Origin of the sequence: Novipirellula methanifontis (assembly GCF_052161655.1) — a bacterium.
Classification (GTDB): Bacteria; Planctomycetota; Planctomycetia; order Pirellulales; family Pirellulaceae; genus Novipirellula.
The window spans coordinates 63,634-89,100 of sequence record NZ_CP197418.1 but is presented as its reverse complement, the minus strand read 5'-3'; the positions used below and the strand labels follow the sequence as shown (position 1 = coordinate 89,100).

17 protein-coding genes are annotated in these 25,467 nt (G+C 55.6%); 12 read left to right on the top strand and 5 right to left on the bottom strand.

Annotated elements, in window-relative coordinates; genetic code table 11:
* Window positions 1–903 precede the first annotated feature (903 nt).
* On the bottom strand, window positions 904–2,157 hold the full coding sequence (locus tag SH528x_RS00290; RefSeq protein WP_442508533.1) for an outer membrane protein assembly factor BamB family protein: 1,254 nt from the start codon (window positions 2,155–2,157) through the stop codon (window positions 904–906).
* Window positions 2,158–2,393: 236 nt separating this feature from the next.
* Here SH528x_RS00290 and SH528x_RS00285 point away from each other — a divergent pair, with 236 nt between their 5' ends.
* The gene (locus tag SH528x_RS00285) at window positions 2,394–3,566 is read left to right on the top strand and encodes a DUF3500 domain-containing protein (RefSeq protein ID WP_442508532.1); all 1,173 of its coding nucleotides are present in this window, start codon (window positions 2,394–2,396) and stop codon (window positions 3,564–3,566) included.
* 748 nt (window positions 3,567–4,314) lie between these two features.
* On the opposite strand, the gene SH528x_RS00280 is transcribed toward SH528x_RS00285, so the two are convergent.
* The 3 genes from SH528x_RS00280 to SH528x_RS00270 form a co-directional block, all read right to left on the bottom strand.
* The gene (locus SH528x_RS00280) at window positions 4,315–6,846 is read right to left on the bottom strand and encodes a protein kinase domain-containing protein (protein ID WP_442508531.1); all 2,532 of its coding nucleotides are present in this window, start codon (window positions 6,844–6,846) and stop codon (window positions 4,315–4,317) included.
* A 7-nt stretch (window positions 6,847–6,853) separates the two neighbouring features.
* Entirely contained in the window at window positions 6,854–7,552 is a 699-nt protein-coding gene (locus SH528x_RS00275) for a hypothetical protein (protein WP_442508530.1), read from the bottom strand.
* A 352-nt stretch (window positions 7,553–7,904) separates the two neighbouring features.
* The gene (locus tag SH528x_RS00270; protein WP_442508529.1) at window positions 7,905–8,504 is read right to left on the bottom strand and encodes a sigma-70 family RNA polymerase sigma factor; all 600 of its coding nucleotides are present in this window, start codon (window positions 8,502–8,504) and stop codon (window positions 7,905–7,907) included.
* A 94-nt stretch (window positions 8,505–8,598) separates the two neighbouring features.
* Here SH528x_RS00270 and SH528x_RS00265 point away from each other — a divergent pair, with 94 nt between their 5' ends.
* The 3 genes from SH528x_RS00265 (at window position 8,599) to mobB (ending at window position 12,479) form a co-directional block, all read left to right on the top strand.
* The gene (locus SH528x_RS00265) at window positions 8,599–11,463 is read left to right on the top strand and encodes a sulfatase-like hydrolase/transferase (protein WP_442508528.1); all 2,865 of its coding nucleotides are present in this window, start codon (window positions 8,599–8,601) and stop codon (window positions 11,461–11,463) included.
* Between the two features lie 409 nt (window positions 11,464–11,872).
* A complete protein-coding gene (locus SH528x_RS00260; protein WP_442508527.1) occupies window positions 11,873–12,007 on the top strand; it encodes a hypothetical protein in 135 nt (44 codons plus the stop codon).
* Window positions 11,979–12,479, top strand: a complete 501-nt coding sequence (gene mobB, locus SH528x_RS00255; RefSeq protein WP_442508526.1) for a molybdopterin-guanine dinucleotide biosynthesis protein B — start codon at window positions 11,979–11,981, stop codon at window positions 12,477–12,479. Before SH528x_RS00260 ends, mobB begins: the two co-directional genes overlap by 29 nt.
* On the opposite strand, the gene SH528x_RS00250 is transcribed toward mobB, so the two are convergent.
* Window positions 12,457–12,618, bottom strand: a complete 162-nt coding sequence (locus tag SH528x_RS00250; RefSeq protein WP_442508525.1) for a hypothetical protein — start codon at window positions 12,616–12,618, stop codon at window positions 12,457–12,459. The two genes, mobB and SH528x_RS00250, sit on opposite strands and share 23 nt — an antisense overlap.
* Window positions 12,619–12,795: 177 nt before the next feature.
* Between SH528x_RS00250 and SH528x_RS00245 the strand changes: the two genes are divergently transcribed.
* The 8 genes from SH528x_RS00245 (at window position 12,796) to SH528x_RS00210 (ending at window position 25,403) form a co-directional block, all read left to right on the top strand.
* A complete protein-coding gene (locus SH528x_RS00245; RefSeq protein WP_442508524.1) occupies window positions 12,796–13,941 on the top strand; it encodes a c-type cytochrome in 1,146 nt (381 codons plus the stop codon).
* A 10-nt stretch (window positions 13,942–13,951) separates the two neighbouring features.
* The gene (locus tag SH528x_RS00240; protein WP_442508523.1) at window positions 13,952–14,626 is read left to right on the top strand and encodes a cytochrome c3 family protein; all 675 of its coding nucleotides are present in this window, start codon (window positions 13,952–13,954) and stop codon (window positions 14,624–14,626) included.
* A complete protein-coding gene (locus SH528x_RS00235) occupies window positions 14,614–17,826 on the top strand; it encodes a TAT-variant-translocated molybdopterin oxidoreductase (RefSeq protein WP_442508522.1) in 3,213 nt (1,070 codons plus the stop codon). The genes SH528x_RS00240 and SH528x_RS00235 overlap by 13 nt, the downstream gene beginning before the upstream one ends.
* Before the next feature lie 65 nt (window positions 17,827–17,891).
* A complete protein-coding gene (gene nrfD / locus SH528x_RS00230; RefSeq protein ID WP_442508521.1) occupies window positions 17,892–19,367 on the top strand; it encodes an NrfD/PsrC family molybdoenzyme membrane anchor subunit in 1,476 nt (491 codons plus the stop codon).
* A gap of 139 nt (window positions 19,368–19,506) precedes the next feature.
* A complete protein-coding gene (locus SH528x_RS00225) occupies window positions 19,507–20,076 on the top strand; it encodes a DUF3341 domain-containing protein (protein ID WP_442508520.1) in 570 nt (189 codons plus the stop codon).
* 4 nt (window positions 20,077–20,080) lie between these two features.
* The gene (locus tag SH528x_RS00220; protein ID WP_442508519.1) at window positions 20,081–20,830 is read left to right on the top strand and encodes a c-type cytochrome; all 750 of its coding nucleotides are present in this window, start codon (window positions 20,081–20,083) and stop codon (window positions 20,828–20,830) included.
* Window positions 20,827–22,314: a hypothetical protein gene (locus SH528x_RS00215; protein ID WP_442508518.1), complete on the top strand. Its 1,488-nt coding sequence runs from the start codon at window positions 20,827–20,829 to the stop codon at window positions 22,312–22,314. The genes SH528x_RS00220 and SH528x_RS00215 overlap by 4 nt, the downstream gene beginning before the upstream one ends.
* A gap of 191 nt (window positions 22,315–22,505) precedes the next feature.
* The gene (locus tag SH528x_RS00210; protein WP_442508517.1) at window positions 22,506–25,403 is read left to right on the top strand and encodes a hypothetical protein; all 2,898 of its coding nucleotides are present in this window, start codon (window positions 22,506–22,508) and stop codon (window positions 25,401–25,403) included.
* Window positions 25,404–25,467 lie beyond the last annotated feature (64 nt).

The window sequence follows — 25,467 nt, the reverse complement described above, 5'->3', positions numbered from 1 at the left end:
GCCTCGTCCGGGTAAGGGCCGACCGCGCAACCTTGAAGCATGGTTCGATTGAGCTTGCTCGGACGGCCCTCACCCGAGCAAGCGCTGAAGGCTCTGCTCGACCTCTCCCAAACTGCGTTTGAGAGAGGTAACCGTCAACGAGTTACCTCTCCCGAGCGAAGCACGGGAGAGGTCGGACGGGCCCCGCAGGCCTCGTCCGGGTGAGGGCCGACCGCGCAACCTTGAAGCATGGTTCGATTGAGCTTGCTCGGACGGCCCTCACCCGAGCAAGCGCTGAAGGCTCTGCTCGACCTCTCCCAAACTGCGTTTGGGAGAGGTGACTCTCAACCAGTTACCTCTCCCGAGCGAAGCACGGGAGAGGTCGGACGGGCCCTACAGGCCTCGTCCGGGTGAGGGCCGACCGCGCAACCTTGAAGCATGGTTCGATTGAGCTTGCTCGGACGGCCCTCACCCGAGCAAGCGCTGAAGGCTCTGCTCGACCTCTCCCAAACTGCGTTTGGGAGAGGTGACTCTCAACCAGTTACCTCTCCCGAGCGAAGCACGGGAGAGGTCGGACGGGCCCCCACAGGCCTCGTCCGGGTGAGGGCCGACCGCGCAACCTTGAAGCATGATTCGATTGAGCTTGCTCGGACGGCCCTCACCCGAGCATCGCGGAAGGCTCTGCTCGACCTCTCCCAAACAAGTTTGGGAGAGGTGACTCTCAACGAGTTACCTCTCCCGAGCGAAGCACGGGAGAGGTCGGACGGGCCCCACAGGCCTCGTCCGGGTGAGGGCCGACCGCGCAACCTTGAAGCATGGTTCGATTGAGCTTGCTCGGACGGCCCTCACCCGAGCAAGCGCTGAAGGCTCTGCTCGACCTCTCCCAAACTGCGTTTGGGAGAGGTGACAGTCAACGCGTTGGTCCTACGGGTTTCCAACACAGTACAGCGACTGGTTGCTGCGAAGATACAGCTTGCCATCGCTTACGGCGGGCGAAGCGTTGAAGTCGGTCTCATCGCCCGCGAACTTGTTTTGGGCGATCGGTTTGAATTCGTCGTTCGGAGCATAAACAATCGTGCCGCTGCGGCGAGTCACCACGTAAATGTTCTTGCCGATCAACACCGGCGACGCGTACACGGGGCGGCCACTCTCTAAATCGTCGACACGCGACTTGTAGATGACTTCCCCGTCTTTGGCCGAGGTACAGTAGGCGATCCCTCGATCATCGATCCAGTAAAAACGTCCGTCCTGAAGCAGCGGTGTGGCAACATAGGAACTGGAACGATTCGTCCACTGAACGTGCGAGTCGGTGACGTCATCCTTGCCGCCGAGTTTGACGGCAATGCTGCCGGAAGCTCGATAGCCGCCAAAACTGTACACCGTGTCGCCATCGACAATCACCGACGGCGTTACGTTGCCAGTCATGGGCGACTCGCAATACCATCGCAGCTTTCCCGTCCGAGGATTCATCGACCAAATCTCGCCCGGAACACTGATCACCAGCTCTGGTTCACTGTCGGGTCGCGTCACGATACGCGGTGTGCCGTAGGTCAGTTCCAGCATGTCGGCGTCTTGTCGCCAGATCTCTTTGCCGGTGGCTTTGTCCAACGCGATGATCGCTCGCGACTCTTCGGCAGCGTTCACGATGACGCTATTTTCAAACAACACAAGACTCGACGCGGATCCCCATTGGCGGTTGCTCGATCCCTTACCTACGTCGACGCTCCAATTCTTTTTGCCATCCAGGCTGATCGAATGCACGCCTCCTTTGCCGAGGAATACGAACACGTTTTCTCCATCGGTAACCGGCGTGTTGCTGGCGTACCCATGCTCGGTGATGTAGCCCTGGTAGCCGTCTTCGCGATAATCGATCGGGAAATCAACGGACCAGATCTGTTTGCCATTTTTTTTGTCGTAACAACTGACTTGACGTTTTGCATCCGACCCGCTGACGTAACAGGTGACAATCACTTGGTCGCCGACGACGATCGGGCTCGACGAACCGGATCCGGGAAGATCGACTTTCCAAAGAAGATTCTCTGTTTCGCTCCAGGTCGTGGGCACCGTATCGGACGACCGGGCTTGTCCGCCAGGGCCCAGGAATTCGGGCCAAGCCGCATTGCCAACGCTCGCGGTCAGGACCCATGTAACAACGGTGAGAAAGGAACAGATTTGCATGGCAACAGCCTGGGCTAGTGGTCTTTTGACGCGAAGAGATCGAAAATGGAGGCGGATCGAGTTCAATTAAATGTATGAGAATCAAGAGGAACTCAGCAATCAGGGTGACCGTGATTTTCACGATCCGGGGACAACTCGCTGGTTCGACTACGTTAATATGCGTAAGATCTGTCAGGAGCGCCCCCTGATACCGGAAAAAAATTTCGAGAAAGCTTCCACCAACCACTGAGAAACCAATGATAAGACATCACCGATGGATTGCCGCGTCCGCGGTCTTGCTGATGGGCACTTGTGTCGTCGTTTATTCACAGCGTCCTGGCGGTCGGGCTGGTCGCGCAGCAGTGATCGACGAGCCCTTCGTCGGTATCGTCACTTCCGAAGGCGTGCAAAACGACCTGTTTTCGATCAAGTCCACTGGCGTGTCCACCGAACCCGTTCGCGAGGCGGCCGACGCGTTCTTGGCCGGATTGAATGACGATCAACGCAAACGGACGGTTTTTCCAGTCGACGATTCCGAGTGGCGGCAATGGGACAATCGGCATCGGTCGCCACGCCAAGGAGTTGGATTTGATGAAATGTCCGAAGAGCAGCGAAAGCTGGCTTTTGAAATGATCGGCCAAAGTCTGAGTGCCAAGGGGCTCAAGAAAACCAAAGACATCATGAAGCTCAACGGCACGCTAGCCGAACTTGCCAACAAGTTTGACGAATACGGCGAGTGGCTGTACTGGGTCACGATCATGGGCGAACCTTCCAAGACCGAACCTTGGGGTTGGCAACTCGACGGACACCACCTGGTCATCAACTACTTCGTGTTGGGCGACCAAGTCGTGATGAGCCCCGTCTTCATGGGCTCGGAACCGATTGAAGCCAAGGGCGGAAAATTCAAGGGCACGATCGTCATGCAAGACGAGCAGAACAAGGGCCTAGCGTTCATGCAGAGCTTGACGGACGACCAGCGGTCCAAGGCAATCGTGATGCAGAACAAGGATGGCAACAATAATCTAACCGAGGCGTACAACGACAACGTTGTCCTTGATTACGCCGGCATCATCGGATCGGAGCTCAGCGACGAGCAGAAGAAGGGCCTACTCAACTTGATCGAAGAATACGTCGGCAACATGCGTCCGGATCACGCAAAGGTTCGCATGTCGGAGGTCGAAGAGCACCTCGACGAAACCTACTTTGCCTGGATTGGCGGAACGACCGACAAGAGCGTTTACTACTATCGAGTCCACAGCCCGGTCATCTTGATCGAGTTCGACCACCAACGCCGGGTAGCCCCGTTTCGTACCGCCGAGCCCACACGCGACCACATTCACACAGTGATCCGAACACCCAACGGGAACGATTACGGCAAAGATCTGCTAAGGCAGCATTACCACGACCACCCGCACCCACACTCTCATTAAGCAGGTAGGCAGAAATTCCCATGAGCGGCGTGGGCGTTAGCCTGGGCAGCTAAAGCACTAGTGTTAGCATCGGATATTGGGAGTGAGTTTTTCTTCCGACCTATACCGCAGTTACCTCTCCACCGACGAAGTCGGGGGAGAGGTCGAGCACGCCCTTTAGGCGATGCTCGGGTGAGGGGGCGACCGCGCTATCATCCAAGCAACTCCGGTGCGAACGGCGTTATCGTCAGCAAGCGAATTGCTCGGTCAATAACGACTGAACGGGGGCGGTTCGCCGCAAGGATGCAAGCGGTTGCAGGCGATCTTCTAGAATCACGTGCCCAGACCGCGGATAACGGTGAGTCAGGCTTTCGCGTTCGCTTTTCTTAATCTTTCTGTCGCACCAATCTTTCTGTCTACGCATCCGGTGCGAACGACGTCAGTAAGCGAAGGTCAGTAATGCGGTTAGCGAGTTTCGCGAGGAGAGAGGGCTCTGCTGAACGGTAGGCAAAAACATGATGGGCAAAAAGATAAGACGGTGGTGGGGTATCCGCGACCTAAGCGTTCAACCGGCGACGGGGCTTTGTTAGTCTTAAATTTTGGAGTAGTGGATCTTGCTGAAGATCCTCCCCGACTCATGAAACGAGGAGCTTTAGTAAGCTCCACTACATTAGAAACCCCCAATGATCTCTGTCTACCTGCTTTAGCCATCGAGTCCGGCGCGATGACAAACGTCTTTGCGGACGATTCGTTGCTATGGAATGCCAGGTCATGGATTCGATAGGGCTTCGATGATCTGCCGAGTCTGGACGACGAATGGATGGTCACGGTTGACGGGCGAAATCGCGTTGATATCTGCGGCGGCGTTTGCGATCGCATCGCCAGCCGCGTCCTGGTTGCCTTGCAAATTGCAGATTTCGGCAAGCGATCGATACAACAATGCGCGCCAACAACGATGGGACAAGTTTTCAGGTGCCGCGTCGACCAGTGTCGACTGAATCGCGAGAGCCTTTTGCAGCTGATGATTCGCTTCGTCGAAGTCTTTCTCAGTTCGCGCAATGTTGGACAGCTTGTGGCGAATGTGGACTTCGGAGACGCCGAAGATCGGTGTGTCAGGAAACTGTTGTTGCAATGTCTCAAGCTCGGCAAGAGCTTCGCGGAGACGCGTTGCGGCTTCGGATCGCTGGAGCTTCGTTTGGACTTCACGCCGCAAATTTACCGCTGCCAAGGCTTCGACCAACGTGTATCGCACCGTGGTATCGCTGGGCGAAACATCAAGTTGTTGCCGCAGGATTTCAATGGCGCTCTCAAATTTTGCACGTTTTGCAGCGGGTCGTTTTTCGATCCGTGACTGCGCCAGCCGAACTCGGGCACGGAGCGTTACGACCTGACTTGCATTCGTGTTGGATTGGTGGAGTGTTTCCAATAATTCGTCAGCCGCCCGCAGGTGCAGCCTGCGCTGGTGCGGCGGTTTGTTGGCTTGGGACTCGATTCGTCTTCGCTGCGGTGGTGGATCGCCGAGACCCACGTGAGCACGTGCGAGTTGCAGCATGCCTTCGGTGTTGCTCTTGGCAAGATCGCTCGCTGCCGACAAGGCTGAATCAAAGGCTTGTTCGGACTCATCGAAGCGGAGCTCCACCGCATAAACGTCACCTAGTTCATTTTGTAAACGAGCCATTAACAATTGGCTCTCATTCTTTGATAAACCTGCGGTCTCGCCGCGAGTTCGGAGCACTTCGATGCCGTGCTGAAGCGACTCGATCGCGTCGGACGTTTGACCGAGTTGCCGCTGGATCAACGCGAGCCGGACCGTGGCTCGGATCATTTGCTCGACGATGTCCGGCCGGGTTGGCGATTGCTGAGAGAGTCGTTCGTAGAGCGGTTGGATGCTTTGCAGAACTTCCGCCGTATGCGGCGATGGATTCAGCGAGTACGTGGTCGCGGCGGATTCTTCGAGACCGACATCGCTGATATTATTTGCCGGAACCGAAACCATGTCGACAACACCGTCAAGCGATTGCAAGGCGAGATCAACCGTTTGCTCGGATTGTCGTAGTGCGGCGCTGGTCCGCCGATTCGCCGCCGACGTCATCAACCAACCACCCGTCGACGCCAGCGTCGCCAGTACGAGTGAAGCAACGGCGATCGTCGTGGCCATCGCCATCTTCGGGTTTCGCCGACACCAGCGAAACAATCGTGCCACGGCGGAAGTACGGCGTGCCTGGATTGGTTCGTCGGCCAGATAGCGGTCTAAATCATCTCGCAGCTCAGCCGCAGTTTGATAACGGTGTGCCGGCTCGGGGCTGATGGCTTTGGTGATGATGGTTTTCAGGTCAAGCGGAATGTTGCCGCGTAGGCTGCTCAGTGGCTTGACGCGATGTTGGAGAACCGATTCCATCAACGGGTGCGGGTCAGATTCAATGAAGGCGGGAATGCCGGCCACCATTTCATAAAGCGTCAGACCTAACGCATAGATATCACAACGCGCGTCGGATTGGCCACGGTATCGTTCCGGCGCCATGTATCGCGGACTGCCACTGAGTGCGCGAGTCATGGTGGGATCGTCATGCGTGTTTCGAGCGAGTCCAAAATCGGTGACTTGTGCGGTACCGTTTTCGTCGATCAAGACGTTGGCAGGTTTGATGTCGCGATGCAAGACTCCGTTGGCGTGTGAATAGGCGAGTGCGTCCGCGATTTGCCGACCGACCTGGGCGGTCTCTCGAAAGCCGAACGCCTCGGTTCCACTCGCGGCGATCCGTTTGTCGATCGATTCGCCTCGAACCAATTGCATCACCAAGTAATGCGTGCCATCGTTTTCTCCAGTTCCAAAGATGGGCACAATGTTCGAGTGATGCATGGCGGCCGCGGTCTTGGCTTCGTGCTGAAATCGGGCCAGTGCCTCGTCATCGAGCAAGCTTTGCTTGGGCAGCAACTTGATGGCAACCGTCCGCATCAGCGACTCTTGCATCGCCTCATACACAATGCCCATACCGCCGCGACCGATCTCGCGAACGAGTCGGAAGTCACCGAGCCGCTCAATCAATCGGCCCGCCAGCGTCGCGCTACCGTCTTGCTCGGCTTGCTGGTCCACCTTAACCTTTTCGACCGACAGCACGAGCGGAAAGACGCGGCGAATCGGCTCGCTTAGTTCCGGATGGCGAATGGCGTACTCTTCGATCGTCGGGCGATCCCCGCTTCGATATCGGGCAATGAAATCGCTGGCCAGCACATCGACGATGGCGTAGATGTCGGTGTCGTCGGAGGCAGAGTCGTCAGAATCAGCGATGTCGGGATGGATCATGCGAGCATCAGTTCCCGCCGCCGCCGCGGCGACCTTGCGTGGGACGGTTTTTCATTTCGAGGTTTTCTGAGCCGGGTTGAAGTTTGTTGCGGCGAAACTGCGAGGCAAGCACCAAACGTTCGGCCTGATCAAGCGTACCATTTTTGTCTGCATCGGCGAGAGCAAATGCGTGGTGCATGTGTTCGGGCAGTTCTGCTTGGCTGAGCAATCCGTCTTTGTTGGCATCGAACGCCAGGACTTGGTTTGCAAATGCTTCGTCACTTTGAGCGGAATCACCGCCGCGCCCGCCGCCGCCACCATCTGGTCCTCCCTGCCCACGAGCACCAGGACCTTGTTGCCCGGGACCACCTTGGCGTCCACCAGGCCCACGCTCGCCACCAGGCCCGCCCGGTCCACCTGGACCGCTTGGCCGCAATTCTTCGGCGGTCAAACGTCCATCACGATTTTGATCTAGTTTACGCAACACTACTGCAGCGGCATCAATCTCGGCGGCCGATAGTTCGCCGTCGTTGTCAGCATCAAAAATCCGTATCAGTGGCGGCGTCTGCTGAGCCCCACCTTGCTGGCCCCGCACTGCACCGCCCGCTTGACCACCACGACCGCCGCCACCCTGTCGACCGCCAGGTGGTTGAGCATGCACAAACGAGTTACCAAGAAACAGAACCATCGCGCAGGAGACGGAAAGAAGTGCAAATCGTTTCATCATTGGGTCCGGGGAAGTGGAATGTTGCGAGTGGGATAGTACAAAGAACCCCACGACACCGGAATTTCTACAGGTAATCTGACGGCAATCTTCATTATTCCTTTACTGGACAACCAAGCAGTAGAAATAGAACTTAGGAACGAGCGGAAAATGAGTGTCCCGTTTCGAGTAGGGCCGGTTCCCACCGGCCGTCCTTTACGGCTCAATGGAGTCGGCCGGTAGGAACCGGCCCTACGGTCTGATTTCGGGTTCAATCGGTAGCGAAAGTCGCAGAGACTTTCGGAGTTGTGCGGTGTGGCCGAAACTCTCTGCGAGTTTCGCTACTAAAATCTTCTACGGAAAGTCCAAGCAGCCATCAAATCCGTTCCAGCACGTTTCTGAGGCGTTCCAGCGCTCGGACGTAGCGGATGCTTGCTGCCTTGGGGGTAATTCCGAGTTCAATTGCGACCTCTTGATTCGTCAATTCTTCAAAGTGGCGGAGCGCGACGACTTCGCGGTCAATCTCGTTCATCGTCTCGAGCGAATTTCTCACTTCCGCGATCAATTCCTTTTTCACCGCCGCTTGACTGGGCGAGGTCAAATGCGCGATGAATCGCTGCGAAAGGCAAGCAGATGTTTTGCCCCAATCGCTCCCGGAGCTCGCCTCCGACTCTCGCAATGTCGACCTGGATTCAGTGGCAAGATGGCGGCGATGGACGCGGCTGAGCGTCTGTTGGGCGACCAACCGTAGCCACAAGAAAAACGACGGAAAATCACCGCTGAGGAAATGCGACAGCCTCTTCTCAGCATCCAGGTAAACCTCCTGTACCACGTCGTCCGCATCAACGCGAGCACGAACCTGATCACTCAGACGAAAGTGAATGATTTGCCACAGACGCACGCGATGAAGCGCAAACGCATCCGAAAAATGCGTCGCGTCTCCTCGTCGTAACGACTGCTCGAAATCTTCAATCACAAAATCTCAACAAAGCTAGTAGATTGGCCGGGATAAGCGGGTTTTAGATGATCGCGGCAGGAAAAATCCCACATCTCACAACAGCGAAAGCCCAATGGCACTTCCAATTCTAACCCCGGCCAGACGAAAAGCGACCGTTGGAAAGCCGTTCGGGCTCGGTCCCAGTTTGCTTGGTCATAGCTGGCTTGGTCACAGCTTGCTCGTCGCAATCGTTGGCTTTGTGATCGCTTGCCAGTCGTCCATCGCGATGGCTCAAAACAATGTCGTTATCCTGTTGGCGGATGATCTGGGTTGGGGTGATGTGGGCTTTCATGGGGGCACGGCAGACACTCCGAACATCGACCAATTGGCGGCGGAAGGCGTACAGCTGGATCGATTTTACGCCTATCCCGCGTGCAGTCCCGCGCGGGCTGCGATGTTGACGGGGCGGTTTCCGCATCGCTACGGAATTGCAGGGCCGGTCCGTGATCGCGATATTGGACTGCCGATCGACGAACGACTCCTCACTGCGGATTTCAAAGCCGCCGGCTATCAAACCAGCTTGATTGGTAAATGGCATTTGGGTGGTTCCAACCAGTCCGGTGCTCATCCGAACCAACGCGGATTCGATCATTTCTACGGTTTCATGGACGCCTCGGTCGACTATTTCCAACACACCACTGGTCGAGGAATACTCGATTGGCAACGCAACGGAAAAACGGTCAACGAGCAAGGCTACGCGACAGATTTGTTAGCCGCTGAAGCCGCCCAGCAAATTCAAACACGCGACAAACGCAAGCCATTTTGCATGGTGGTCTCGTTCAGCGCCCCGCATAATCCCTTTCAAGCTCCCGAGCATCTGATCGCGAAATATCAAAGACGCTTGAATCAGCGTGACGCCACCTATGCAGCGATGATCGACTCGTTGGATCAAGGCGTCGGTCACATTCTGAAAGCGATCGACGATCAAAGAATTCGCGACGAGACCATTGTCGTTTTCGCGTCCGACAACGGAGCGGTTCGAGTTGGAACCAACGCACCGTTTCGGGGGCAAAAGCGAGAGGTCTATGAAGGGGGTATCCATGTGCCGTGCGTCATCCGATTGCCAGGAGTGCTGAATCCGGGAACCCAAAGCGAGCAACCCTTTGCGATCCACGACCTACTGCCGACGCTGGCTGCAGCAACCGGAGTGAAGCTGCAAAACCAAAAACCGTTGGACGGAATGAATCTGTGGGCGAATCTTAAAAACGGCACGCAAGTCGATCGCACGGTTGTGATCGCCGAAAACGACCACGCGATCATTCGCGGAGATTGGAAACTCATACAACCGGCCAGCGGTGACATTGAGCTCTACAATCTTCGGTCCGATACCGCGGAATCAACGAACCTTGCCAGTCGCCAGTCCAGCGTTGCCGCTGACTTGTTCGCTCAGTTGACGCTGTTTCAACAGCAAGTCCGCAACGATGAGCCCGCGGCTTCCAATGGCGAGATGTTAGTCGCCGAAAACAATGCCGCTGAAAATGATGCTGCCATCACCATGCCACAAGAAGGCGAATCGCTCGCCCATGCAAAGCTGCGTGGCGACGCGGCGTACGGAGTGCTGGGCAATCGGCAAGTCGAATCCAACGGATCGGGCGTGCGGCTGTTGTCCGCCGAAGACAGCAACGGTGATGGCGTGGTCGCCGGTGAAGTCACGCTGGAATCCTCGCAAGTCACAGCCGACCAACGTTGGTACCGCTTCTATATCTCGGGGCTCGCACAAGATGATTTCCAAGTCGTCCAAGACGACCTGTATTTGAAGGTCGAATTCCTGCAAAAAAACGGCGATTCGCTGGACTTGATCAAGGAACGCATTTACCCGCAGGTGTTGCGTGAACGAAAGGATTTGCGAGACGAAGCCACCAACGAGAGCCTCGGTCACGCGACGTGGCGAACCTACGCGATGGACTTTCGCACTCCGTTTGCCGAAGTCGATTCGCTCAAGCTGAGCGTTGGTTTCGCATCTGGAAAAGGCGAAGGTACGCGATCAGAGTTCTGGATCAACTCGATGGAGCTCGAACCGATCGACGCGCCGGCCAGCTATCAACCGGCCAAGGCGACCGCGACAGATTTCCCTCAGCCCAATCCGAGATCACTGGTGTCACTTGGCGGACGATGGTACTTCGATCCCAAAGGAGGCGATCGCACGGTGCCAAAGCAATTCGATTACACCAACGACGATCAACTGTTGTACAAAACCGATCGATTCGTAGCCCCGTTTGCCGGCAACATGAGTTCGTGGTTGCGGGCGGGCTACTTGGATTTCGATGGCAATGAAGTCACCAAGGACGTGTTCAAACCGTACGCGGTCATCATCAACGTCACGGACACTCACATCGTCATCCGCAGTCGCAATCTGCCCAATCACCCCACCGCGACGTTTCCCGATCGTTGGCGGATGCTCGACGGCAACCCGTCGTACATCAAAGAACAAGCCAACACGCACTACTTGCCGCTGCAACCCAAAGTCGATCCCAACGCGTTCGCGATGGACGAAAAAAATTCAAACCAAGCGCTGCCGATGGGACCAATCGGGGTGGCAACCAACGGTGTAATCTTTTTCAATCCATTCGATCACATTTTTGAAACCGACGCGGTTTGGCGATTGGATCGTTGCTGTGGTCACCCCAGCCCGCAGCAGCAATATCACTATCACAAGTACCCGGTCTGCGTGAAAACGCCCTGGAGCGATGAGGGGCACGGACACTCCAACATCATCGGCTTCGCCTTCGACGGCTTCCCCGTCTACGGACCGTATGAAGCGGCTGGTTTGTTAGCGAAAGACGACAGCAAGAATCCGCTCAACGATTTCAATCTTCACGAAGACGCCGACCGAGGCCCGCACTACCACGTCACTCCTGGTCGCTATCCCCACATCATCGGAGGCTATTGGGGCGAGCTCGATCCGATGAACGGACGTCGCCGAAGAGCGAATCCGTAGCGTGAATGGTTATCCGACTTCAATGAAATTCGCGTACGTGACCACTAGTTGCCGCTAATGTGGAACGATGCGATCAATTGTTCGTCAAGGATCAGCAAGCATCGCCAGCATATCGTAGACCGTTCGTGGGTTCTCCATGATTCAACTCCTGGACTCCTGCGGGACTGGACAAACATGAGACCACCCCCTACTGTGCACCTGCAGGTACACTTTTAGCAAGTCTGCGAGCGTCGGTTCATTCTAGTGTCGTTCGAGCAATTCAAAGTTCACATCAAACGTCAACATCATCCGTCTCAGATTCCCTATTGGCAGACGCTTGTACTGGATCATGAGTCGGGGATGAACATCACAAGTCACGCCGGCGGCTTACGATGCGGGATGTTTGGAAGATGTTTGCGATTCCTGCACGATGCGAATCAAGGAACGAGTACGTCAGGCTATGTCGGCGCTGGTCGATCGTTTACTCAAAGATGATCCGTCAGGAATCGAGCTGCGTTCGATGAGCAAGAGAGAACATGAAAAGAATACACGTCATTGGTCGTAAGAACCACGGCAAGACGACGCTGGTGAGCGAACTGATCGTTCGGCTCACTGAGCTGGGTTATCGAATCGGTACGATCAAGCACACGCATCACGATCACGAACTTGATACGCCTGGAAAGGACTCGCACCGCCATCGCACTTCGGGTGCGGCTTGCGTTGGCATTCTGTCGCCGCAGCTCAACGCATGCTTTTGGAACGATGTATCGGCGCTGGCCGACGAGCGATACGCGGCCTTTGATCCGATGTTCGCCAACTGCGACTTGGTGATCGTCGAAGGAGACTCGCAAACGGGTGCGGACAAGATCGAAGTTTGGCGTGAGTCCCAGAGTGATGTTCCGCTGGCTGTCGCGGACGTAAAGATTCTGGCTATCGTGACCGACGATACTCCGCGCGGGACATCGTGTTTGAAATTTTCACGCTGCCAAATTGATGACTTGGTGACCTGGGTCGTCAATTGCTACTTGCTGTCGTAGCGGGTGACACGGTTCCGCTTTGGAATTCCGGCAACTCGTAGTTGTGCGCTGCATTGACTTGCGCGTAGATCAGCACGCTGACAAGCAACACGGCGATGCCAGCCAATCCGACGACCAAGTTTCGTTTGGATTTATCCATGAACGTTCGACTCCGGGTAGAAAACGTGGATCGCTGTAGGCCACTCGGCAGCATCACGACAAAACGTCGCAGTTACCCATTACTCGACCTCACTACATTGCCTAACGCCGAAATAAAGAGTAGTATATCGTCAATTAGTGTCAAGTAGCCAATTCGCTTGTTTTTGGTGAGACGCCCGTGTCAAATCGCTCCAAGATTGCGACCGATCGCGACGAAAGTGATAAACCGCCCGGTTTCCAAATGCCGCCCACGGTGTTCACGGGACTGGCTGTGTTGTGGCTGGCGTTCTTGGTTCTGCTCGGCTTTCTGGTCGTTGTCTCGGCCAGCTATCTTCACTCAACTGCTTCGGCCGACCATGCCCTCGATCGTGGCTGGGCATTATTGTCCGCGCTGGCTTTCGGATGGGCGCTAGTGAATTTGTTCTGGTCACGGCAGGCCGCCCAGAATCAACGTTCCGGTGGCGAAACCAGCGGCAATTTGATGGCCGTTTATTCGCATGTGGCCATGGCACTGGGATGCGGTTTGATCGCTTTGGGCATCCACTCGGTGATGTTTGCTCGGGCGTTGGGTTCGGCCCCCGTCGTGATGGACTATTCGCAATCGGGCAAGAGATCCCAAGCAAACGTTGCCGCGCCCGTTGCGATGGCCGAGGGGAATGCGGAAGAAGGGCAAAAGATATTTTCAACAACTTGCATTACCTGTCACGGCCCAACCGGTGGCGGCCTCCCGAATTTGGCCCCATCACTGCGAGACAGCGAGTTTATCGCGGCAGCGGACGCCGCCGCTGTTGCCGGTGTGATTCGTTTGGGCCGTGCTGCGACGGACCCGAACAACAAAAGCAAGAAGGTGATGCCCGCGCGAGGCGGCAATCCATTTCTCGGCGATGACAAGATCGTGCATTTGGTCGCGTTCATTCGCTCCGTGCAAGGCGCCAGTGCTGAAACGGCAATAGCCGACGCCGCCCCCAACGCTCCGCCACCTGTCCAGCTTTCTAAATGGGTCGTTCCCGCTGGTCCGACTCCTCCGTCAGGAATGATTTCGTTAAGCGGTCGCGATGACATCGGTGACGATGCGTCATTAATTCGCCGCGATCAACAGCGACGGGACTTGTTATCGCAGGTGCTCATTCTTGGACTCACCGGGATTCACGGTTTGTTCTTGGTAGGCGTGATGGTGGTATCGAGTGATGTGTTGTTCAGACGGCTGAAAGAAGAAGACGTTCCGAGTGGCGACGAGTCGGAGTGGAGTATATCGACGGTTGGATGGCTCGTCGCGACGGTCGTGTGGCTGATCGTCTTTGTGATGGGTTTTGTTTGGATGTAGGAATCGTTTTATGAATGATCGCTTCTACTTCCCGCGTTGGGCGAACTACCTGTTCCCGGCTGCGCTGATCGTCACCATCGGTGTGCTGACCTATTTGCCACTATTGCTGACGCTCGGGCTGTCGCTGACGACGCGGTCCGTTGGCTATCAACCGCAGCAACCAATCCCGTTTTCGCATGCGGTTCACGCAGGCAAGCTGGGAATGGATTGTCGTTATTGTCATACAACCGTCGAAAAGGCGGCGTTCGCGGCGATCCCACCGACCCAAACCTGTCTGAATTGCCACGCCGCGATCAAGTCTGAAAGCCCGCAACTGGAAGAAATGCGGACCAGTTTTGAAAAGGGGACACCGGTGTCGTGGGTGAAGGTGCATGACTTGCCAGACTTTGTGTACTTCAATCATTCGGCACACATCAACAAAGGCGTGGCCTGTCAAACGTGCCATGGACAGATCAATGAAATGGAAGAAGTCCAGCAGGACCAACCGCTGTCGATGGCATGGTGTTTGGAGTGTCATCGTGCACCCGAGAATCATCTGAGACCGCGCGATCAAGTGACCAACATGAGTTGGGATGCGTTGGCCATGACCGGAAAATCACAGCTCGCATTGGGCACCGAGTTGGCGACGGAGTATCACGTCCAATCAAGACAATTCATGACGAGCTGTACCACATGTCACCGATAGAACCCCGCACTGATGTAGTGGAGGTTGCTAAACCTCCTGTCGCAAATGGATCCTTGGCGAGATCCGCTACGGACGAGACATGCGGCCCTGAATACTACCGCAGTATCGAACATTTGGCTGGATCGCCAGAGGTGGCACAGTACATCGAGCAAGAGTTCCCGAGTTTATCGCAAGCGATTGGCACGACGGATCGGCGTCAGTTCTTGCGATTGCTCGGGGCCTCGATGGCTCTGGCCGGGATCACCAGCACGGGTTGCCGTCGCTGGCCTGTCGAAGAAGTGCGACCGCACACGTCACGCCCCGAAGGGTTCACGCCGGGCATCGCCGAGCACTATGCAACGTCGTTCGAGTTGGATGGTGTCTCGACGGGGATTCTGGCCAAAAGTTACGACGGGCGACCCATCAAAATCGAAGGCAATCCGGATCATCCGTTCTCACTTGGTGCCGCCAGTGCATTTGCTCAGGCGAGCGTGTTGGAGTTGTACGACCCCGATCGCAGTCGAAGTCCGTGGTTGCGACAACCTGAGCCGACGGCGCTAGCCGCGGGCCCCAACCAGAGCGGCAAACACAGCAACAGGCCCGAGGCTAACGCCTACGGCTCACAGTCCTCGTGGAATCACTTTCAGAACTTCGCCACCCCGCACTTCCAAACATTGCGTAGCCGCCGAGGCGATGGGCTGGCGTTTCTGATCCAGCCGACCGGAAGTCCCACTTTCGCGAGACTTCGCAACGAGTTCGAGGCGGCGTTTCCCAAAGCACGGTGGTTCGAGTACCAACCGCTTCACCGCGACAACGACTTTGCGGGCAGCCACGCTGCGTGGGGTCGTGTCTTGCGACCACAATATGATCTGCAACAAGCCAGCACGATCGTGACATTCGATACCGACTTATTGGGCAGTCATCCGGCTTCGCTACGACACGCTCGCGACTGGTCGGCCGGTCGTCGCAGTGTCGATTCCGGCAGCATGAACCGGCTGTACGCAATGGAACCGAGTCTCACCATCACCGGGTCTGCTGCCGATGTTCGACTGCCGATGAAACCAACGTTGGTGGAAAAGGGGATCGCCTATGTTGCCTATCGCCTTGGCATCCTATCGACCGAACCCAGCGGGTTGAGCGAATCGCAAACGGAATTTCTCGAGAACGCGGCGGTCGACTTGAAACAGGCCGGTGCCTCTGGACTCGTCGTGGTTGGGCCAGCTCTCAGCGCTGCATCACATCAACTCGCCCACGCGATCAACCAGAAAATCGGCGCCGTTGGTCACGGCGTCGCCTACACCGAAGAACCACTGGCGAGTGCGAAAGCGTGCGTGCAGCAGATCACGGACTTGAGTGAGCTGCTGCAAGGCAACGTCTTGAACACACTGGTGATCATCGGTGGCAATCCTGTCTACGACGCCCCCGGGGACGCGAGACTGAATTTAATCTCCGACGACAGCCGACCATTGACGTCGATCCATTTGAGTCTGCATGACAACGAAACGTCCAAGGCTTGCACTTGGCATTTGCCGATGGCTCATTTCCTGGAAAGTTGGGGGGACGGTCGGGCATGGGATGGAACTTACACACTTCAGCAACCACTGATTCTGCCGCTATTCGATGGCAAGTCACCAATTGAGTTGCTGGCAATGCTGTCGGGACAATCTGCGGCCAAGTCGCTGAGTATGGTGCGTTCGACATTTGACAAACTATTCGAAGATGCAACGCGGCAGGATTGGGAGCGGGCACTGCACGCGGGAGTGAAAGCCGACAGTGCGTTTGCGACGGTTGATCCACTACCTGCAAAACTCGACTCGACTTATGTTGCTGCTAAGAGTGATGCACCGTGGGAAGTCCGATTTGCACCCGATGTCAAAACATATGACGGCCGGTTCGCGAACAATGCTTGGTTGCAAGAACTACCCGAACCGCTAACCAAGTTGACTTGGGACAACGCCGCGTTGATGAGTCCAGCGGATGCGAAATCTCTTGGACTGGCGATAGGCGATGTTGTGAATCTGACCCGAAGTGAGCACGAAACAAGCATCGAAGTACCTGTGTACGTCCTGCCGGGACATGCTAGTAATTGTATCACGTTACCGCTGGGCTACGGACGTACCGCCGCTGGGCACATCGGTAACCAAGTCGGCGTCAATGTTTATCCGTTGCGGTCGAAAAAATCCAGCTATTTGGCGAGCGATTGCGAACTTACAAAAACCGGCAAAACCTATGAGTTGGTAACGACGCAAGTTCACGATGTGTTGGATGCCGTTGCGGAAAGCGCAAAGCTAAAACGGCTCGGTGAGCGTGGCAAGCCAGGCATGATCGTTCACGAAACATTGTTTGCCGAGTATCAACACGATCACCATGCGGTTCACGGCGACGAACACGCCGTCCACGCAGCACCCTTGTTCGACCTGCCTCACAAGTATGATTCGCCTCATCGGTGGGGCATGTCGATCGACTTAAACGCCTGCATCGGCTGCAGCGGTTGCGTTGTCGCTTGCCAAGCCGAAAACAATATTCCCGTGGTCGGCAAGGCGAACGTGGCGGTCAATCGCGAGATGCATTGGTTGCGAATTGATCGATACTACAAAGGCGATATCCAGTCGCCTGATGTGGTCCATCAACCGATGGCGTGTGCGCACTGCGAAAACGCGCCGTGCGAGCAAGTTTGTCCGGTGGCAGCGACGGTTCACGACAGCGAGGGACTCAACTCGATGGTCTACAACCGCTGTATCGGGACTCGCTACTGTGCGAATAACTGTCCCTACAAAGTCCGCCGCTTCAATTACTTTGACTATCAAGCCTCCGATCCGCGAACACCAGCCAAACCGTGGGTGGGACTACCGGACCAACAGCAACCCGAAGAGGTTTCGACGCTGAAGAAGATGGTTCACAACCCGGAAGTGACCGTGCGTATGCGCGGTGTGATGGAGAAGTGTACGTATTGTGTCCAGCGAATCGTGGACGCACGAATTCGTGCCAAGAACGAGAACGCGCAAGGCTTGCGTCAGTCGGACTTGGTCGCCGAAGGCGAAGTGCAAACGGCATGTCAGGCGACATGTCCGACTCAGGCAATCGTGTTCGGTGATTTGAACGATCCCGAATCTGCAGTATCCAAAGCCCGGCAGAATGCGAGGTCGTATGAGGTGTTGGCAGGAAACAATTTAGGGGCAAGGACCACGTACCTGGGCAAGATTCGAAATCGAGAAGCGTAGCCTAGGCTTCCAGCCTGGGAATGAAGTGGAAACTCAGGCTGGAAGCCTAAGCTACGGAACAAACCATGAGCACCATCAGCACAACGATCGTCGAGCCGTCACAGTGGGAATTGCAAGCCAACAATCCCAGCGAGCGTGTGCCCTTGGTCTTGGGGGATAACGATTTCACCACGGTTACCGATACCGTCACCCAGCTTGCTCTGCGGCGTACTCCGCCGATGTGGTACGTCGCGATGGCGATTTCGCTGTCGCTGCTCTCGGTGTTGATCGTCACGATCACCTACCTGTTGCTGACCGGGGTTGGCGTTTGGGGCAACAACAACACGGTCAGTTGGGGATTCCCAATTGTCAATTTTGTATTTTGGGTCGGCATCGGCCATGCGGGCACACTGATCTCCGCGATCTTGTTTTTGCTACGTCAGAATTGGCGGACCGGGATCAATCGGTTTGCCGAAGCGATGACGATCTTTGCGGTCGTTTGTGCAGGACTGTTCCCTGGCATTCATGTCGGTCGAATTTGGTTCGCGTATTGGTTGGCACCGTATCCAAACGAACTTGCGATGTGGCCGCAAGCACGCAGCCCGTTGTTGTGGGACGTGTTCGCCGTCAGCACTTACGCGACGGTATCGCTGCTGTTTTGGTACATGGGCATGATCCCCGATCTGGCTACGCTGAGAGACCGTAGCACGACACGTTTCAAGCAACTCGCGTACGGGGTGTTTGCACTCGGATGGAACGGATCGAACCGACACTGGTTGCGTTTTGAAAAAGCCTACTTGCTGTTGGCTGCACTGGCGACGCCGTTAGTGCTGAGTGTTCACAGTGTTGTGTCGTTCGACTTCGCCACGTCGCAGGTCCCTGGTTGGCACACCACGATCTTCCCACCGTACTTTGTCGCCGGTGCCGTCTTCGGTGGCTTCGCGATGGTGTTGGTGTTGTCGATCCCAGCCAGAGAATGGTTCGGCTTGAAGGATTTGATAACGCATCGGCACATCGAAAACATGGCCAAGGTGATGTTGGGCACCGGAATGATCGTGGCCTATGCGTATTCGGTGGAATTCTTTACGGCCTGGTACAGCCAACACCACTACGAGCAATTTGTATTCATGAACCGTCCCCTGGGTCCGTACTGGTGGGCGTTCTGGTTGATGGTGTTTTGCAACGTCATCGCGCCGCAAGCGTTGTGGTCCACCTGGGTACGGAAACGCGTGTGGGTGATTTTCGCGATCGCAGTTTTAGTGAACGTCGGCATGTGGTTCGAGCGGTTTGTGATTGTCGTGACTTCGCTGCATCGAGATTACTTGCCATCAAGCTGGGCGATGTTCTCGCCGACTTGGGTGGACTTGTTCATGTTGCTGGGCAGTTTTGGATTGTTCTTCACGCTGTTTCTCTTGTTCTGTCGGTTCCTGCCGATGGTGGCGATGGCGGAAGTCAAGACGGTGATGCCGCAAGCACACGGCGATCACCTACCAACGCGATTCGATTATCAACCTTCACCCGATACGCCCGAGGAGCTACGCCGTGGGCACTGGTTTACATAGAGGGCATCCAAAAAAAGTTTCGTTACAAAACTTGCGAAGAGTGTCGCCAAGTTGTGCCGTAGCGAAACTCGCCAAGAGTTTCGGCAATTGGCGATACCGAAAGTCTTGGCGACTTTCGCTACAAAATGAATGAACAATCATGACTGACAAGAAACCTTACGCACTGATCGCCGAGTTCGACTCGGTATCGTCCATCATGCACGCCGCAGAGAAAGTTCGCGACGAAGGCTATATGATTTGGGACGTCCACAGCCCGATGCCGATTCATGGCATCAACCAAGCGATGGGACTGCGGCCGACGATCCTGCCCTGGATCACGCTGGCGCATGGGGTGGCCGGAGCCGCGTTCGGACTCGTGCTGACGTGGTGGATGAACGCGACGACCATGCCCGGTATCTCAGCGAGTGTCCAAGGCTATGAATTCCTCGTCAGCGGCAAGCCAACGTTCAGCTTGCCCGCCAACATCCCGATCATCTTCGAGACCACAATCCTGTTCGCTGCCATCGGCACACTGCTGGGGATGCTGGGATTGAACAAGCTGCCGATGTTGCACAATCCGCTGAACAAGAGCCAACGGTTTCTGCGCGCGACTGCCGACCGAATGTTCATTGTGATCGAAGCTGAAGATATGCAGTTCGATGCAGAGAAGACACGTGATTTTCTGCAATCACTGGGTCCGCTGGCTATCGAAGTCGTGACGGAGGATTGATCGAATGCCGACTTATCAAGAAGAACGTTTTCCGCTGCCGACGCCTAGCCGTTTAGCTCGCGAACTGCATCTCAGTCGACCACCCTGGTGGATGATTTTGTTGCTTGCCATTGTCGTCGTTGCAACTTGGGTTCCGTTAGTGTTGATCTACCGTGTGCGTGGTACGACTTCGCGGCAACCTCGAGTCCACTTCTTTATGGACATGGACAAACAAGCCAAGTTTGGCACGCAGTCGGTCCATCCGTGGTTTGAGGACGGCCGTGCGATGCGAACGCCGATCGAAGGCACGATTGCCCGAGGTCATTTGCGTCACGACGCTCACTTCTTCGATGGGTTTAGCAAAGACGCGACCAGTGGTGCAATTCAGTTCATGACGACAATGCCGTCGCAAGTTATGGTCGATGAATCTTTGCTACAGCGTGGACAACAACGGTACGGGATTTACTGTACCGTTTGTCACGGTGCGACAGGCGTGGGCGACGGACCGGTGAATCAGCGGGCGATTGAACTGAAAGAACCAAAATGGGTGCCCGCGACGAACCTGATGACGCAAGAAATTCGTGATCGAGCCGATGGTCAAATTTTTCAAGCGATCCGAGACGGCGTGAGAAATATGCCGAGCTATGGAGCACAGATTGATCCGCATGATCGCTGGGCAATCGTCGCGTACATCAGGTATTTGCAAAGCATAACGCCGGTCGCGGCACCGCAAGGCGACACGCCGCAAGTGTCACCCCAGGGAGCTAACCCATGAACAAACCATTCCTCTCGTTCCCACGCAAATTGATTCAAATCCTTGGTGGAGGAGCCATCGCAGGTGCGGTGCTGTCGCTGATTGGAGCCACCGTCTACTCAGGCGGTAGCCGGCGAGTGATGCTGGCGTATCTGGTGGCTTTTGCGTTTGTCCTCAGCCTCTCGTTGGGATCGTTGTTCTTTGTCTTGATTCAGCACTTGATGCGTGCCGGCTGGGGCGTATTGGTTCGACGCCCCGCTGAGATTTTCAGTTTGAACATAGTCACGGTCGCCGTGTTATTTGTTCCGATCGCTTTGTCCGTACTCGGCGGCAGCGGCAGTCTCTATCCCTGGGCTAAACGCGATAGCGGCGAGTTGCAACAACATGGCCTACCAGCCGTAGTGGATCTTGCCAAAGATCCCGGATCATTCGTAGTGGATCTTGCTAAAGATCCTGGATCAGTCGTAGTGGATCTTGCTAAAGATCCCGGACAGCGACCTGTAGCCACGTCCACTACGAAAGAGCCGGTAGCAAATCGAGTCGCGCTTCCCAATGAGCCGACGGTGTTAGCCGCGGGCCCCGTGCAAAGTCACTCCGTCGTAGATGACCACCACAATACTCACGACAGTCTTTACGTCCATCAAACCGTCGACGAACTCACTCTTAGCAAACAAGGCTGGCTGAACCCGTCGTTCTTCATCCTGCGCAGCGTGGTGTTCTTCGGAATCTGGACGTTGATCGCATGGTTCTACTTCAGCCGTTCGCGTCATCAGGATTCCGCAGGTGGCGAACACGACACGCGACAGATGGAATGGTGGGCCGGAATCTGCGTGTTCGCGTTCGGTATCACGTTGACTTACGCTTCTTTCGACTTTTTGATGTCAATCGACCCGCACTGGTACAGCACGATCTACGGGGTTTACTACTTCGCCGGTTGTGCCGTCGGTGGCTTTTCGATCAACCTGCTGGCCATTCTTCTGCTACAGCGGCTTGAGCTATTCCCGGTCGCTGTGTCCGACGAACACCGCCGCGATTTGGGACGATTATTGTTCGCGTTTGTATTCTTTTGGGGATACATCGCGTTCAGCCAATACATGCTGTTGTGGTATGCCAACGTCCCCGAAACGACACGCTGGTTTGTCGTTCGTGGCGCGTCGATGGCCGAAGGCTACACGAACAGTTGGGGCTACTTGCTGGTGTTTTTGCTGTTTGGACATTTCATCATCCCATTCATGGGCATCATGTCACGGCATGTGAAGACCAACAAAAACGCGATGATCTTTTGGACCGGCTGGCTGTTGGTGATGCACTATTTGGATTTGTACTGGTTGGTGATGCCGGAGCTGGGGCCACATTTCACCATCGGCCTGCCCGAAATCGGCACATTGATCTTTGCCGTCTGCGTGTATCTGCTCGGTGCATCGCTGATCGCGACCCGCATATCGTTGCTCCCCACGGGCGACCCTAGATTGAGTGCGTCAGTCGCGATCACCGATGCGTATTAAGATGGTATCCGCCACGAAACAAATTTCCTGCAACGGTTTCCCACTCGTAACATCGAAACATGACAAACCATCCGCGTCACCCACTGATTTACTTGGCGAGTTGTACGGAGTTTGTGGTTGGCAGCCCCGATCGTGGGCCGACACTTGTTTCGCAAGTTACAAGAAGAACAGTCACAATAAGAACCGTACTGATGCGATCTGCACCCCTTGCTTTGCCTCGTCTTGCTTTGTTTACGCTAGTCTTGTTTTTTTGCACTGGAGTCGTCTGGACTGACGTCTCGGCAGCGTCGCCGAATTGGAACGCCGTCGTGTCACCGGCCGGCTCGGTCCGTCTCCAACGCGGCGGCAAAGAGGTCGCGACGCTGTCCCCTGGGCTGTTCGAAAAAGATTGGCAGTTCTCGGCCATGAGCGAGGCGAAAGCGGGGCAAGTCACTATCGGAAGTTCTCATCAAGGCAAAATCATTTCCGCAACCGGAAAGGTAGTTGAAGTACAGCTGCAGCTTTCGATCCAAAACGAGCAACCGCATTTTCAGTATCGCTTGACGCCCACAGAGGACATCCGACTGAACAGCCTGCACGTTAACCTCAGTCTGCCGACCGACATTTGGGGCAGTGGTGGATTTACCGCTGACGGTACAACCAAACCGTTTCCCGCTTCGTTTAAAGGCACCGCAGTACACTCTGGTTCCATCAGCACTCTTTTGATCTCGGGACGCACGGGTGCATCACTGCAATTGCACTTAGATCAACCAACACAAGTTTTGCTGCAAGACGACCGCCAGTGGAGCGAACAGTTCTCGGTACGAATCGGACCACAAATGAGTACAGCAACGATTTGGCCTGCCGGCAAATCGTTGTCAATTGCGTTTACGCTAACCGGCGACGGCGGTTTGAATGTCGAAGAAGACAAACCGATCACCATTACCGCCGGCCCGAACTGGTTGCCGCTAGACGTGGCCTTGGACATCAAATCAGGATCGGCACTCGATTTCAGCGACGTGATCCCTCGCCACTCGCCCGCCGGCAAACTTGGCCGCGTGATTGTCAACTCCAACGGCAAGTTCGCATTCGCGGATCAACCGGCCACTACGGCCGAATTTTATGGAATCAATCTTTGCTTTTCCGCTCACTACATTGACCACAGCGTCGCCGATGCTCTGGCCATCCGTTTGCAGCGACTTGGTTACAACTCGGTACGAATTCATCACTACGAAAGCGAACTGGTGGATCGTAGCCGCGGCAAGGAGATTCGATTGAAACCAGAGAAGCTCGATCAACTCGATTACTTGTTCGCCGCGTTGAAGCAACGTGGCTTTTATGTCACGACCGACCTTTTCGTTTCACGACCGGTGCGTTATTCGGTGATCTATCCGACTCAAACGGGCGAACATCGCGATATTGGCATGGATGAGTACAAGATGGCGGTGCATGTGAACGAAAACGCTTACAACGATTTCAAATCATTCGCGAAAATATTGCTCACGCACGTCAATCCGTATACCAGAATGAGCTACGCGGATGATCCAGCTTTGGCGTTGATCAGCTTGGTCAACGAAGACAATCCGGGGAACTTCATTGGTCAGCTAGAAGGACCACTTCGCGACGATTGGCAAACCGCGTGGAACCGATGGTTGGGGAAGCGCTATCCAAAAAGTCAATCGCTGGTAGCGGCGATCGGCAAATTGCCCGATGATCAAGATCCATCGCGCGGCAACGTGCCGCTGCAGAATGTGCGCGGCGATTCGCCGGCGACGGTCCAGTTCAATATTTTTCTGGCCGAGATTGAGAAGGATTTCTTTCAGCGTACTCGCACGTTTCTGCGCGACGAATTGCACTGCGGGGCACTGTTGACAGACATGAACGCTTGGACCAACCCGATGCAAATGCAAGCGGTTCGGGCAGATTTTGATTATGTCGACGATCACTTTTACGTGGATCACCCCAAGTTCTTGGAACAGCCTTGGCGGTTGCCGTCGAGTTGTCCAAACACCAGCCCGATCGCGGAAGGTGCGCCGGGTGGTCGAAACTGCGCGTTCACGCGGCTGTATGGGAAGCCGTTCACGATCACCGAGTTCAACTATTCTTCGCCCGGTCGCTTTCGAGGCGTGGGCGGGATTTTGACCGGAGCACTCGGGGCGTTACAGGATTGGGACGGCGTGTGGCGATTCGCTTATGCACACAATCAAAGCAACGTCGTCGAGCCGGGACCGCTGAACTATTTTGACGTTGCGGCCGACCCCTTAAATCAGGCAGCCGAACGAGCCAGTTTGTGCTTGTTCTTGCGAGGCGACATTCAACCCGCCAAGCATTCGTTCGCGATTACCGCCACTACGGATCAATTGCTAAATAACCCGGCACACTCTCGCGACAAAACTCCCGCGTGGGATGGGCTGGCGTGGCTCGCGCGTGTTGGCTGGACGGTTGTGGGCGACAAGCCTGCGATCAGTTCCAAAGTGGACGCCAATCAAGTGAAGCTGCCGGTCGTTGGCGGTTCCTTTGATCCCTTGGACGCAAATGCCACTGAGCGGATGGTTGCGGAGCTGCGTAAACTCGATTGGCTTGATGCGGACAACGCAACCAACGTAGCGGCTCGTTGTTTCCAAAGCGACACCGGTGAAGTGACGATCGATGCACCGAGCAATACGCTCGTTCTCGATACGGCACGGACGGCAGGCGGATTCGCGCCAGCAGGTGCGATGATTGAGACGGAAAACGCGACGATCCAGATTTTGGATACCGATGCCACGGTGTGGGTCAGCAGTCTGGATGAAAACCCGATCGTGAGCAGCAAGCGATTGCTAGTCACGCATTTAACTGACTTACAAAACACCGATGCTCGCTACGCCGATAGCAGCCGCCGAGTGCTACTGGATTGGGGCCGATTGCCTCATTTGGTTGCCGCTGGCCGAGCAACGATGACGCTACGTGTCACCGGGGCGAAGGATGCGGCGGTGTATTCATTGCAGTCAGACGGCACCCGAACTGGGACCTTGGAAACGACGATAACTGCCGCGGGTGAATTGGTCATCCCGTTATCGGTTGTGGACAACGGCAAAGCGAGGATGTTGTATGAGGTGGTTGTGCCGTGATATTTGCAATGCCTTGATTCAGCCGGAGCAGTCAGGAATGGATTCAGTGGCCATCGTTGTTTCC